This window comes from Sedimentitalea sp. XS_ASV28, assembly GCF_041224545.1.
Classification (GTDB): Bacteria; Pseudomonadota; Alphaproteobacteria; order Rhodobacterales; family Rhodobacteraceae; genus Sedimentitalea.
Window position 1 is genome coordinate 17957 of sequence record NZ_JBGFGP010000069.1, and the last position, 13677, is coordinate 31633.

The 13677-nt window shown below is 61.1% G+C and carries 11 protein-coding genes; 7 read left to right on the forward strand and 4 right to left on the reverse strand.

Annotation, left to right across the window (positions count from 1 at the left end):
• Positions 1-3: 3 nt before the first annotated feature.
• From AB9K34_RS03165 to AB9K34_RS03180, 4 genes are all read left to right on the forward strand, one after another.
• Entirely contained in the window at positions 4-1083 is a 1080-nt protein-coding gene (locus AB9K34_RS03165) for an ABC transporter permease (protein ID WP_369952998.1), read from the forward strand.
• A 1-nt stretch (position 1084) separates the two neighbouring features.
• The gene (locus tag AB9K34_RS03170; RefSeq protein WP_369952999.1) at positions 1085-2005 is read left to right on the forward strand and encodes an ABC transporter permease; all 921 of its coding nucleotides are present in this window, start codon (positions 1085-1087) and stop codon (positions 2003-2005) included.
• A 31-nt stretch (positions 2006-2036) separates the two neighbouring features.
• The gene (locus AB9K34_RS03175) at positions 2037-3110 is read left to right on the forward strand and encodes a BMP family ABC transporter substrate-binding protein (RefSeq protein ID WP_369953000.1); all 1074 of its coding nucleotides are present in this window, start codon (positions 2037-2039) and stop codon (positions 3108-3110) included.
• Positions 3111-3266: 156 nt separating this feature from the next.
• Entirely contained in the window at positions 3267-3932 is a 666-nt protein-coding gene (locus tag AB9K34_RS03180; RefSeq protein ID WP_369953001.1) for a hypothetical protein, read from the forward strand.
• 401 nt (positions 3933-4333) lie between these two features.
• Here AB9K34_RS03180 and AB9K34_RS03185 read toward each other — a convergent pair whose 3' ends face one another.
• Positions 4334-6619 (reverse strand): right-handed parallel beta-helix repeat-containing protein, encoded by a 2286-nt coding sequence (locus AB9K34_RS03185; protein ID WP_369953002.1) that lies wholly within the window; start codon positions 6617-6619, stop codon positions 4334-4336.
• A gap of 225 nt (positions 6620-6844) precedes the next feature.
• A complete protein-coding gene (gene ettA / locus AB9K34_RS03190) occupies positions 6845-8494 on the reverse strand; it encodes an energy-dependent translational throttle protein EttA (RefSeq protein ID WP_369953003.1) in 1650 nt (549 codons plus the stop codon).
• Between the two features lie 173 nt (positions 8495-8667).
• Between ettA and AB9K34_RS03195 the strand changes: the two genes are divergently transcribed.
• On the forward strand, positions 8668-9279 hold the full coding sequence (locus tag AB9K34_RS03195; protein ID WP_369953004.1) for a nicotinate-nucleotide adenylyltransferase: 612 nt from the start codon (positions 8668-8670) through the stop codon (positions 9277-9279).
• Positions 9280-9485: 206 nt separating this feature from the next.
• Positions 9486-10982, forward strand: coding sequence for a D-alanyl-D-alanine carboxypeptidase/D-alanyl-D-alanine-endopeptidase (gene dacB / locus AB9K34_RS03200; RefSeq protein ID WP_369953044.1), 1497 nt, complete (start codon positions 9486-9488; stop codon positions 10980-10982).
• A gap of 16 nt (positions 10983-10998) precedes the next feature.
• Here dacB and AB9K34_RS03205 read toward each other — a convergent pair whose 3' ends face one another.
• Positions 10999-11367, reverse strand: a complete 369-nt coding sequence (locus AB9K34_RS03205) for a tellurite resistance TerB family protein (RefSeq protein WP_369953045.1) — start codon at positions 11365-11367, stop codon at positions 10999-11001.
• Positions 11368-11618: 251 nt separating this feature from the next.
• On the opposite strand from AB9K34_RS03205, the gene AB9K34_RS03210 reads away from it, so the two are divergent.
• A complete protein-coding gene (locus tag AB9K34_RS03210; RefSeq protein ID WP_369953005.1) occupies positions 11619-13193 on the forward strand; it encodes a lysine--tRNA ligase in 1575 nt (524 codons plus the stop codon).
• A 108-nt stretch (positions 13194-13301) separates the two neighbouring features.
• Here AB9K34_RS03210 and AB9K34_RS03215 read toward each other — a convergent pair whose 3' ends face one another.
• Entirely contained in the window at positions 13302-13592 is a 291-nt protein-coding gene (locus AB9K34_RS03215; RefSeq protein WP_369953006.1) for a hypothetical protein, read from the reverse strand.
• Positions 13593-13677: the final 85 nt, after the last annotated feature.

Consider the following 13677-nt stretch of genomic DNA (forward strand, 5'->3'; position numbering starts at 1 on the left):
CGCATGATCGTGCTGGAAAAACGGCCGCAGCCATCCCGCAACTGGTCGATTGCGACGCCACTGATCGCGGTTCTGGCCACCATGTTCTTTGGTGGCGTGCTGTTCGCCATGCTGGGCAAGAACCCTGTCGAAGCCATCCGCACCATTTTCTGGGATCCGCTGTTCGGTGAATTTGCGTTCTACTATCGCCCGCAACTGCTGGTCAAAGGGGCGCCGCTGGTGCTGATCGCGATTGGCCTGTCGCTCGGGTTCCGGGCCGGGATCTGGAATATCGGGGCCGAGGGACAATACATCATGGGCGCGATTGTCGGCGCCGGTGTCGGCCTCGCCTTCTATCCGATGGACTCGATCATCGTGTTTCCGCTGATGATCCTTGGCGGGGCCGTGGGCGGTTGGGCCTGGGCGATGATCCCGGCACTGCTCAAGGTGCGGTTCGGCACCAACGAGATCCTGGTCTCGCTGATGCTGGTCTATGTGGCGGAACAGATGCTGGCCTCGATGTCGCTGGGACTGCTGAAAAACCCGCAGGGCTTTGGCTTTCCGGGCAGCCGGAATCTGAATGAATATGCCAGCGCGACAAGCTGGATCAATCGGGATGTCGGCATGCACTGGGGCGTCGTTTTCGCCTTTATCGCAGTGATCTTTGCCTATGTGCTGCTCAACCGTCACATGCTCGGCTTTCACATCCGTCTGACCGGCGAAGCCCCGCGCGCGGCGCGGTTTGCCGGGGTCAAACCCGCGCGGCTGATCCTGTTCTGCCTTGGCACATCCGGCGCTCTGGCCGGGCTGGCCGGGCTGTTCGAGGTGGCCGGGCCCGCGGGCCAGATCACCATCGATTTCAACGTCGGTTACGGCTTTACCGCGATCATCGTGGCGTTTCTCGGCCGGCTGCACCCGCTGGGCATCCTGCTCGCCGGAGGGCTCATGGCGCTGACCTATATCGGTGGCGAAATCGCGCAGTCCCAGCTTGGCCTGCCTGCCGCCGCAATCCAGGTGTTCCAGGGCATGCTGCTGTTCTTTCTGCTGGCTCTGGATATCCTGACCAATTACCGCATCCGACTGCGCAAGAGCGAGGTGGCCTGATATGGACCTGTCTGCAATCAATCCCGTTTTGCTGATCGCCTCGCTGATGGTGGCGGCCACCCCGATCCTGCTGGCCGGCATCGGCGAACTGGTGGCCGAAAAATCCGGTGTCCTGAACCTCGGCGTCGAGGGCATGATGATCGTCGGCGCGATCAGCGGCTTTGCCGTTGCCGTGGAAACCGGCTCGCCGTTTCTCGGCTTTGTCGCGGCCGCCCTCGGAGGAGCCGCCCTGTCTCTGCTGTTTGTCCTGCTGACGCAGGTGGCTCTCGCGAACCAGGTGGCATCCGGGCTGGCGCTCACCCTGTTCGGCCTGGGCCTCAGTGCGCTGATGGGCCAGAACTATGTGGGAATCAAACCGCCCCCGACAGGTCGGCTCGATATTCCCCTGCTCAGCGACATACCGGTCATCGGTCCGATTCTCTTCAACCACGATGCCGTGCTGTATCTCGGAATCGCGCTCGTGGCCGGGGTCTGGGCAACGCTGAAATTCACCCGGGCCGGCCTGATCCTGCGCGCCGTCGGCGAGAGCCACGATGCCGCCCATGCGCTTGGCTACAAGGTGGTGCGTATCCGCGTCCTCGCCATCCTGTTCGGCGGCGCCTGTGCCGGGCTGGGCGGCGCCTATATCAGCCTTGTGCGTGTCCCCCAATGGACCGAGGGCATGACCGCCGGTGTCGGCTGGATCGCGCTGGCGCTGGTGGTGTTCGCGAGCTGGAAACCCTGGCGCGTCCTGCTGGGTGCCTATCTGTTTGGCGGAATTACCGTACTGCAACTCAACCTTCAGGCAGCAGGCGTTGCCATTCCGGTCGAGTATCTGGCAATGTCGCCCTATCTCATCACAATTCTTGTGCTGGTGATCCTGTCAAAAGACAAAAGCAATGCACCGGCATCGCTGGGCAGAACCTTCCATGCCGCTCACTGAGCGGCCAACAAAACCAACCTGGGGGAACCTGATGAAACTCACCACACTTCTTGCCAGCGCCGCGATGGTGTTGGGCCTGGCGTCCGGCGCGATGGCGCAGGACAAGACCAAGATCGGCTTTGTCTATGTCGGGCCGGTCGGCGATGGCGGCTGGACCTACGAACACGACAAGGGCCGGCAAGCGGTCGTGGCCGAATTCGGCGACAAGGTGGAAACCACCTATGTCGAATCCGTGCCGGAAGGCCCGGATGCCGAACGTGTCATGACGCAGATGGCGCTGAACGGGGCCGACCTGATCTTTGCCACCTCCTTCGGTTACATGGACCAGACAATCAACGTCGCCAAGAAATTCCCGAATGTGAAATTCGAGCATGCGACCGGTTACAAGACGGCGCCCAATGTCTCGGTCTATTCCGCCCGCTTCTACGAAGGTCGCGCGGTGCAGGGCCATATCGCGGGCAGCATGACCAAGTCCAACATCGTCGGCTATATCGGTTCCTACCCGATCCCCGAAGTGATCCGGGGCATCAACTCGGCCTATATCCACGCCAAGAAGGTCAATCCGGATGTCCAGTTCAAGATCGTCTGGGCCTACACATGGTTCGACCCGGCCAAGGAAGCGGATGCTGCCAAGGTCCTGATCGAACAGGGGGCTGACGTGATCCTGCAACACACGGATTCCACCGCGCCACAAGCCGCCGCCAAGGCCGCCGGCAACGTGATCACCTTTGGTCAGGCCTCGGACATGAGCGAATACGCCCCCTCCCCGCGGGTCAGCTCGATCATCGACAACTGGGCCCCCTATTACATCGCGCGTACCAAGGCCGTGATGGACGGAACCTGGGAAACCGTGAACACGTGGGACGGGATCGCCGAGGGCATGGTCGGAATTGGCGAAATCACCGATGCGGTGCCCGCCGAAGTCAAGGCCGAGGCGCTCGCGCTCAAGGATGCAATTGCATCGGGCGAACATCATCCCTTTACCGGACCGCTGAACAAGCAAGACGGCAGCCCGTGGCTGGCCGAGGGAGAAACCGCCGATGACGGCACGCTTGCCGGCATGAATTTCTATGTCGAAGGCATCGAAGGCGACATTCCGCAATAATCGCGACGCCTGTTCCAGATGACGAAAGGCCCCGCTTCGGCGGGGTCTTTTACTTGCGCCCCTGACCTTTGGCCTCGCCTTGGGCCAATGCAGACCCGCCTCCGGTTAAACCGCTGTTAACCAAGCTTGCCGATGCTGGCCTACGGAGGGTGCGCGATGCGGTTCGCGATTGCAGCGTTTTTGGTTTGCATGGTTTGCGTCCACCCGGTTCACGCCGGAGCCTGGCTGCGCGAGCACAAGCGGATATTCCTGTCTTTCGGCACCACAATTCGGGGCAACAGGGCTACGCTCCCGGATTACGAGACCAAGTTCTATGCGGAATACGGGCTGATTCCCCGGATGACCCTCGGGGTGGACGTCAACGACGTGCGCGCCAAGGCGGCACATGCGCTGCTCTTCGCCCGCTTTCCCATCGGCAACACCGAAAAACGGATGCGCTATGCGGTGGAAATCGGCGTTGGCAAGCACCGACAGCAGATGCAGTGGTTTCCGATGTACAAGGCGACGCTTGCCGTCGGGCGCGGCTTCGAAAGCCGCTGGGGAAACGGATGGATGGGGGCAGAGCTTGCCTACGAGGTTCGCAGCGCGCTGCCCGAACCCGGCCTGAAGCTTGATCTTGTCGCGGGCCTGTCCTCCGGTCCGCGTATCCGCCCCCTGCTCAAACTCGAAACCGCCTATGTGCCCGACCAGCCTTTCAGCTGGTCGTTCACCCCGGGAATCATGTTCGATGTCGGCAAGAGCACCTGGGTGCTCGGCATTGAGGGGCGCTCCACGACGCAGAAAACCATTGGCCTCACCTTCAACATCTGGCGCAGTTTCTGAGCGAGTGATGACTGCCATCGCCCCTGTCTCGGCGCTCCACCTATCAACTGCGAGAGCATCCAAATGATCGCAAAACTCCACAGCTCTTCGATCGGGCCGAGCACACCAAGGCCCTTCGATGCGCGCCGCGCTGTTCACTGCTGCTCGGCGCGACAGACGATGAGGGCCATCCCCGGATTCAGCCGCGCCAGTCACCGCGAGCCACGACCAGCTTTCCTGATCGACCCTCGCCCGCGCAAATGAAAATGGCCGCGCAGTGACTGCGCGACCATCCCAAGCCCGGCTGTTCCTTCATGGATTTCCGCGTCAGGCGTCAGCACCTGAATGAACGCATTGGCAAGGCCGTCACGCTGACGCCCGCAGTTACCGGACCCGTCGCGATCCGGCCTGACGCACGGCCGCTAGCGATCCATCCGTGCAATCACGCTGACGTCACCCCGAACCGGTGTCGGCCAGATCAAAGCCAGTTGATCGCCGTTCGCGCCCTGTTGCGACCGGGCATAAGGCATGGCATGGGTAACACTCCCTACGGCATTGCGGATGGGGCCCTGCGCCATAACCGAATCGACTGACAGGATACGTCCGCCAAACGGCAAGTCCCCTTTGACGCCAATCGTCCAGGTCTGAGACGCGCTGGCGGCCTGGTGCTGAAGCCGAATGGGGTTTGCAGCCTGCCTGGCGATTCCGTGAAATGCGTTCGCCTCGAATGTCAATTTCTTGGTCAGGGTAAAGTCCAGGTCCGAGAAACTGGTATCGACGCGCTCGACCCGGTCGATATTGCCGTTGATGCTGTGGAACCGGTTTCCGCTGATGGTGACTCCATTCAGAAAATGCCCACGCCCGTGCGGCTTGACCACGATAAAGCTGAACCACGGGGCGACATTGCCGCACAGCATGATGTTGTCCGTGATGCACATCGCCGCAAACGAATAGCCGCTGACGAAATCCGGCTCGGGATCGCGCTCATTGGTCCATTCGATCATGCAATTGTCGACGTAATTGCCGGTGATGGTCGCATTGCAGTAGTTGTCCGCGATCACCAGCCCGGCCGTGCGCACCCCCCCCGACGTGCCATCACCCTGAAAGAAGTGATTGCCAATCACCACGCTGTTGGACCCGCCCAGCAAGGCAAAGTGCTTGAACCGAGTCGACCGGTTGTTCCGCAGCTTGGCATCATTGGCGTTGACGTTGAGCGCAATCGACGTGCGATCTGGCACATCCTCGGGATCTTCGGAAGACAGGAACTGGCACCTGTCGACCAACAACCCCTGACACCCCGTTCCGATCGAGGTCATGCCGCGATCCTTTGGACGGCTGATAAAACAATCCCGCAGGTGAAACGCCTTGCCGGCCGGAGACAGCCGGATTCCGCTCGCGTGGCGGCCGCACTGAAACTCGATGTCGCTCAGGACGAATTTGCTCAGACCGGCAAAGCCGCTGAAATCCATCATGTATTTGAAATCCGAGAACGTGTAGACCTGAGTTCCCTGCGCGTCGTAAAGCGGCGCGCTCAGTGTCAGCTCGCCGGCTTCGACATTCTTGGAGCGGACATAGATTTCGCGCCCGACCCCGTTACCCTGCACAAGCGCACCCACCGCGATATTTGCGATATTCGCCACTCCGGTCAGCATTCTGGCATTTCGTGCCGAATAGGTCGCCTCGGACCTGACAACCTCGGTGTCCCAGACCGATCCGCCAACCGCATCGAACTGGCCGTTGCGGATCACCCGGCGGGTTGCATAGCTGGTCTTGTTCGGAACGACGGCCTGCATATCCAGAGGCCTGGTCACGCTGATCTTGCGGCCGCACATGTCCAGGGATTCGTGATCGGAATTGTTCAGCAGCGCCTGAAACGCCTTGCCAAAGGCGAGTTCCTCATCGCCAAAGGCGTCGATATAGGTCGGCAGGTCATAGCTTTTGGTCAGCAACAACATCTTGTCGACGGGCATCGTGACGGTTCCCTCGAACGCAACCGGCGCATTCAGGGTCACGTCATCGCCCAGATAGAACACCCCTCCGGGAACAAGGATAGTTCGACCCTCCGCCGCAGCATCGGCAGCGATGAAAGCATCCGAGTCATCGGTCACCCCATCGCCAATAGCGCCATAATCACGCACGTCGACAACGCTGATCATGTCGCGCAGGAAAAAGCGCGTGACATCCTCGATTTCGATATCGTCGATTCGTACCACACCGCCATTGGGCCCGGTCAGGTCCAGACCGAAATGCCCATACAGCGCCTCGGCTCCCCACGCCATGTCCACGCCACCACGCGCACCCGGCCCGACGATGGCGGCCACCTCGACCACATCGCCATAGGTGGCCAGCTCCACCGTCGGGCCGACCTCGATCTTGCCACTGATGTGCCTGCCCCCCGCGCCACCGGCCCAGCCGGCAATGCGCACCGAAGGCAAAGCCCCCGCGATTGCCTTCACGCGAGCCCGAATCTGCAGGTAACATCCCGGCAACAGCGGCGTCTCGCCCTTGTACCGCAGCATCTGCAACGATTGGACCTTCTGCAATTCCAGGCATCCGCCAAAATCCTGGTCCGCAGCGACCAGCGCGGCATTCGTGGCATCTTCATAGGTATTCGAACCGGGCGTGCCATTGTTGCTCGACCACATGTCCAGACCGTTGCTGAACGCAGGCGGCATAAGCAGGACACCGTCGGTTATTGCCTTGTTCATCCAAATCCCTTTCCCATTGACCGCCGCCCGACACATCCGGCCGATCGGCAAAATCCATCAGGTCCGGAATACTCCCGGACGCACAGGAAAGGCTCTATTGAAGAACGGTAAAGACCCGCTCACACCACCGTCACGGTGCCTTGACCAGAGACATCACGATGCGCTGCGCGCCACTGCCTTCAGATGCGCAACGAATATCTCCGTCAGATGGCATTACCCCATGTTTTATCGCGTGAACTTCTTGAACTTCATGCGCGTGGGCTCGATGTCTCCGAGTCTCCGTTTCTTGTCTTCCTCGTAATCCTCGAAATTGCCCTCGAACCATTCCACGTGGGCGTTACCCTCAAAGGCAAGGATGTGAGTACAGATGCGGTCGAGGAAGAACCGGTCGTGCGAGATGACCACGGCGCAACCGGCAAAATCGACGAGAGCGTCTTCCAGCGCGCGCAGGGTCTCGACGTCGAGATCGTTGGTCGGTTCGTCCAGCAGCAACACGTTACCGCCCTCTTTCAGCAGACGGGCCATGTGCACGCGGTTGCGTTCTCCGCCCGAGAGCAGACCGACCTTTTTCTGCTGATCACCGCCCTTGAAGTTGAAGGACGAGCAATAGGCGCGGGAATTGACCTGCGCGTCGCCCAGTTCGATGATCTCAGCCCCCCCTGTTATCGCCTCCCACACGGTGTCATCGGCGTTCAGGTCATCGCGGGACTGATCGACATAGGACAGGTCGACCGTGTCGCCGTATTCGACGGTGCCGGCATCGGGTTTTTCCTGACCCGTCAACATCTTGAACAGGGTCGATTTACCTGCTCCGTTGGGACCGATGACGCCGACAATGCCCCCCGGAGGCAGCGAGAAGGACAGGTCTTCGATCAGCTGCTTGTCACCCATGTGCTTGGCGAGGCCGGTAACCTCGATCACCTTGGAGCCGAGACGCGGCCCGTTCGGTATGACGATCTGGGCGCGGGTGATCTTCTCGCGTTCGGACTGTCCGGCCAGTTCGTTATAGGCGGCGATCCGGGCCTTGGATTTCGCCTGGCGGGCCTTAGCGCCCTGCCGCATCCATTCCAGTTCGCGCTCCAGCGTCTTTTGCTTGGACTTGTCTTCCCGGGCTTCCTGCTCCAGCCGTTTGGCCTTTTGCTCAAGCCACGCGGAATAGTTGCCTTCGTAAGGGATGCCGCGGCCCCGGTCGAGTTCGAGAATCCAGCCGGTGATGTCATCAAGAAAATACCGGTCGTGGGTGACGATCAGGATCGTGCCCTTGTAGTCGATCAGGTGCTGCTGCAGCCAGGCGATGGTCTCCGCATCGAGGTGGTTGGTCGGTTCGTCCAAGAGCAGCATATCGGGCGCTTCGAGCAGCAGCTTGCACAGCGCCACACGGCGCTTTTCACCACCCGAGAGGTTGGCGATTTCGGCATCATCCGGCGGGCAGCGCAGGGCTTCCATCGAAACGTCGATCTGGCTGTCGAGATCCCACAGGTTTTCCGCGTCGATCCTGTCCTGCAACTCGGCCATTTCCTCGGCTGTTTCGTCCGAGTAGTTCATCGCCAGTTCGTTATAGCGGTCGAGGATCGCCTTCTTAGGGGCGACACCCAGCATGACGTTTTCGCGAACCGACAGGCTTTCGTCGAGTTGTGGCTCCTGCGGGAGATAACCGACCCTGGCCCCCTCGGCGGCCCAGGCTTCGCCGGAGAAATCCTTGTCGAGCCCGGCCATGATCTTCATCAGCGTGGATTTACCCGCGCCGTTGACGCCGACAACACCGATCTTCACGCCAGGCAGAAAATTCAGATGTATGTTCTCAAAGCACTTCTTGCCGCCGGGATAGGTCTTGGAGACCCCTTGCATGTGATAGACGAATTGATAGGCAGCCATGTCGGAACTCCGCGTCGCAAATAGGGTTGGGCCTACTTAGACAGTCGGCGTCGCAAGCGCAATCGCCTGCACTCGCACGAAGCCACGACACCCATCACGAGGAACACGAGATGACACAGGCTCATCCGGCTTCTGTTTGACACTTGCATTGTTTTGCGACCATCACTTTGCCGATGCGTTGTGATTATCCCCAGGCCCGAGCGGGCCAAAGCATAGGTCTGTTCGGCGGATCGTTCGATCCGCCCCATGCCGGTCATGTGCATGTCACCCGCGAAGCGTTGAAGCGGTTCGGGCTGGACCACGTCTGGTGGCTGGTCTCTCCGGGCAACCTGCTCAAGGCGCGCGGGCCCGCCCCCATGGCAACCCGCATCCGAGCCGCGCGTGACATCATGGACCATCCCCGCGTTCAGGTCACGGATATCGAGGCCCGCCTCGGGACCCGAGCGACGGCGGACACGATCAGGCGATTGCGACGGCTCTACCCCGGTGTCCGGTTCGTCTGGCTGATGGGGGCGGACAACCTGGCGCAGTTTCACCTCTGGCGCGACTGGCACGACATCATGCAATCCGTCCCGCTCGGTATCCTCGCCCGTCCCGGAGACCGGATTTCAGCGCGGATGTCGCCGGCGGCGCGCATCTATCAACGCTATCGAATCCGCGGGCAGGCAAGCCAGACGCTGAAATTCGCAAAGGCCCCGGCCTGGTGTTTCGTCAATGTCCCGATGGTCGATCTGAGCTCGACCGCGATCCGGGCACAGCGGGCGCAAGCAAGGGCCGATACTTAGGGATGATTCATGACAGCAGGCGCTCATGCCGTCAGGCGTCGGTCCACATGCCTGTCCGCGTCGATGTGAACCGTTGATTTACCTGCCGGTTGGCGCTTGTATTTCCGATTGAACGGCGGCTACTCTCTTGAACGTGGAGTTGTTCGCCCGGTACGGCATCCGAGCCCCGAACACGACGTGATCAGGCAAGACAACGTGACATGACCATGAAAACCATCAGATCTCGGCGTTTCGTTCTGGGCGGGCTCGCGGCGGTCGCATTTCCGGCGATTGTTAAGGCCGCGCCGCCGGTGAGCTCGTTGCGCCCTCGCGCCCGGACCGCCGAGTTCGCCCGCGTGGCCGGAGGGGGCATCGACGCGCTGATCGCCCGTTTCGGACTGAGCGGGGATGTGGTCTGTGCGGTGGCGGATGTCGAGACCGGACTCGAACTGGAAGCGGCAAACGGCACCACGGGATTGCCACCCGCCAGTGTCGCCAAGGCGCTTACCGCGCTCTATGCCCTTGAAACGCTCGGTACGGATTATCGTTTCCAAACGCGGCTGCTGGCGGCCGGCCCCGTCAGCAACGGCATACTGGACGGGGATCTGATCCTGGCAGGCGGCGGCGATCCGATCCTGACGACGGATGACCTCGCCACGCTGGCGAGCGCGTTGAAAAGCGCCGGTATTCGCGAGGTGCGCGGCGCGTTCAAGGTGTATGAAGCCGCCCTGCCCTTCGTGAACACGATCGATCCCGGCCAGCCGGATCATGTGGGCTACAGCCCGGCGGTCAGCGGCATCGCTCTGAATTTCAATCGCGTGCATTTCGAATGGCGTGCCTCCGGCAAGAGCTATCGGGTAGCGATGGACGCCCGCACCGAGCGCTATCGCCCGGAGGTGGCAATGGCGCAGATGAAGGTCGTGTCTCGCAACCTGCCCGTCTACACCTACGAAGACGCAGGCAGCGTCGATCAATGGACGGTCGCGCGGGGCGCTTTGGGTGGCGGTGGCGCAAGATGGCTGCCGGTACGTCGGCCCGGCCTCTATGCCGGTGACGTATTCCGCACCATGGCCCGCGCGCAGGGGATCGTGCTGCCGGCGGCGCGGATCTCTGGCGACCTGACACAAGGAACCAAGGTGCTGGCAACGCATGAGAGCGCGCGACTGGTCATGATCGTCAAGGCGATGCTGAAATACTCGACCAACCTCACCGCGGAAATGGTCGGCATGAGCGCCAGTGTCGCGCGCGGCGACCGGCCGGACAGCCTGCGCTCATCCGCCGCCACGATGAGCCGCTGGGCCGCCGAGCGGTTCGGAATGACGGGCACCCTTCTGGTCGATCATTCAGGGCTCGGAGACGCGTCGCGCATGACGCCGCAGGATCTGGTCGCCGCCCTGGTGAACGCGCGCAAGGACGACATCCTGCGCCCGCTGCTCAAACCCTTCGTGCTGCGCGATGCGGAAGGCCGGGCCAACAAGGCGCATCCGATCACGGTGAATGCCAAGACAGGGACGCTGAATTTTGTCTCGGGCCTTGGCGGCTACATGACGGCCACCGACGGAACAGAGCTGGCCTTTGCGATCTTTGCCGCCGATACCGAAGCCCGCAGCCGCATACCCCGTGCCGACCGGGAGCGGCCCAGGGGAGCACGTAGCTGGAACCGGCGCGCCAAGACATTGCAACAGCAGTTGATCGAACGCTGGGGTGCGCTTTACGGGACGTGACCGTGCCCACGCAGCATCAGGTCAGATGACGCGCCCGCGCTCCCCGCTCGATCGCGGCGGCATGAAGCCGGTCGATATTCAGCTCATACCGGATTTCCTCGAGCAGGCGCAGTTCCGGTTCGTGCAGCGTGCCATCCGCCGCCGCAACATCGCAAGCCAAGGCATAGGCGGTCTCAAACAGCCGTTCTGGCAGGTTGTCGCGAATGAGCCCAAAGAGCGCATCCAGCCCATCCTCCTGTTCAAACAGGTCGAACACCACCTGCGACGTCTGTTTGAGACGGTCGATATCGTATTCCGCGAAAACCGGCAGCATGTTGATCGACGACTGAATCTTGACGAGTTCGGACGTGCGCAATTCCTCGTCTGACGCAGAAACCGCGATCATCAGCGCGACAAGACAATCCTGGGGGCTGAGCTGGTTTGACGAAGATTCTTGCACTGCACGGTTTCCTTATGGGTTCGATGGCATTTTCGCGAGGATATTGACCGCGATGCAGCAGCACAATAGCAAGCGGCGATCATTTGCCTTGCGGCGGATACCACGACGGCGCGCGCCGTGTTGACGAGACCACGGCGGCGCAATAGGGAGACGCCACTACCGCGCGGGATGCGCGGCCCCTGTTTTCGGAGAGTCACATGTCTGAATTGCGCGAAGCTGCACTGGCGTCCAAGGCCTGGCCTTTTGAAGAAGCCCGCAAGCTGGTCAAACGCTATCAGAAAGCGCCGCCGGAAAAGGGCTACGTCCTGTTTGAAACGGGCTACGGTCCCTCGGGGTTGCCGCATATCGGCACCTTTGGCGAGGTTGCGCGCACAACGATGATCCGCAAGGCCTTTGAAACCATCAGCGACATTCCCACACGTCTGATCTGTTTTTCCGACGATCTGGACGGGATGCGCAAGGTCCCGGGCAATGTTCCCAACCAGGAAATGCTCAAGGAGCACCTGCAGGAACCGTTGACCAGCGTGCCCGACCCGTTCGGAGAGTTCGAGAGTTTTGGTGCGCATAACAACGCGATGCTGCGACGGTTCCTTGATACCTTCGGTTTCGACTATGAATTCATCAGCGCCACCGAATTCTACAACTCCGGGCAGTTCGACGCCGTGCTGCTGCGTGCCGCCGAGCGCTATGACGACATCATGAAGATCATGCTGAAGTCGCTGCGCGATGAGCGCCAGCAGACATATTCGATCTTCCTGCCGATCCACCCGGAAACCGGCCGTGTGCTCTACGTGCCGATGAAAGAGGTGAATGCCAAGGACGGCACCATCACCTTTGACGACGAGGACGGCAAGGAGTGGACCCTGCCGGTGACGGGCGGCAACGTCAAATTGCAATGGAAGCCCGACTTCGGAGCCCGCTGGGCGGCGCTCGAGGTCGATTTCGAAATGTATGGCAAGGACCATTCGACCAACACGCCGATCTACGACGGGATCTGTCGTGTACTGGGTGTCCGTCCGCCCGAGCATTTCACCTACGAACTGTTCCTGGACGAGAACGGCCAGAAGATCTCGAAATCTTCCGGCAACGGGGTCAGCATCGACCAGTGGCTGACCTATGCCAGCACCGAGTCGCTGGCCTATTTCATGTATCAGAAGCCCAAGACGGCCAAGCGGATGTATTTCGACGTCATCCCCAAGGCAGTGGACGAATATCACCAGCAACTGCGCGCATTTCCCACGCAGGACATCAAGGCACAGGTGAACAACCCGGTCTGGCACATTCACGGCGGCGATGTGCCGGAAAGCACGCTGATCGTACCGTTCTCGATGCTCCTGAACCTTGCTTCGGTCTCGGGCGCTGAGGACAAGGACCAGCTCTGGGGCTTCATCCGACGCTATGCGCCCGACGCGAGCGCCGAAAGCCACCCGGATCTTGACGCAGCCGCGGGATTTGCGGTCAAGTATTTCAATGACTTCGTCAAGCCGACGCGGCAGTTCCGTGAACCGACCGAGGCCGAGCGCGACGCGTTGCTCGACCTGCGGGCACAGTTGGCGGCATATGACGGGCGCGTCGAGGACGAAGCCCTGCAATCCATCGTCTACGCGGTTGGCCGCGATCGGTTCGATCCGCTGCGCGGCTGGTTCACGGCGCTCTACGAGGTGTTGCTCGGCGCGAGCCAGGGGCCGCGTTTCGGCGGATTCATCGCGCTTTACGGCGTCGATGAAACAGTGGCACTGATCGACAAGGCGCTGGCCGGCAAACTGGCCTGATCCTGCACAAAGGCACCTGCCGGACGGCAATCAACATGCCGTCCGGAAATCTGCCGGAAATTTTCAATGGCCGGGCCGGTTCGCTTGTCAGCCGCCCGTCTGACGATGTCACAATTCCGCGACGACCGTCCCTCGCATCTCGCCGGTCATTCGTGAAAAGTCTTCGGCGTGAATCTTGCTTCGAACGGCCTCGATGGCGTGATCCGCAGCGTCGCGCGTCGCGGTGTCGGGCCATTCCGTGATGGCCGCGCTGGTTCGGTCGCTGGTGCGTATGACGCAGACGCGCGAGGCCCCGAGCTCTTTGAGCGCAGGCATTCGCTTGTCACGGATGTTCTGCAAAGCCACATCATAGTTCGTCCCGTCGGAAATCTCCCAGGTGGTGATCGTGATACAGGTCATCGTCCCCTCCTTCTTGCCGATATCATCTTGCAACCATACACTTTTTCGGACTAGATTGACAGGGTTCCACTATTCGCGCCTAGAC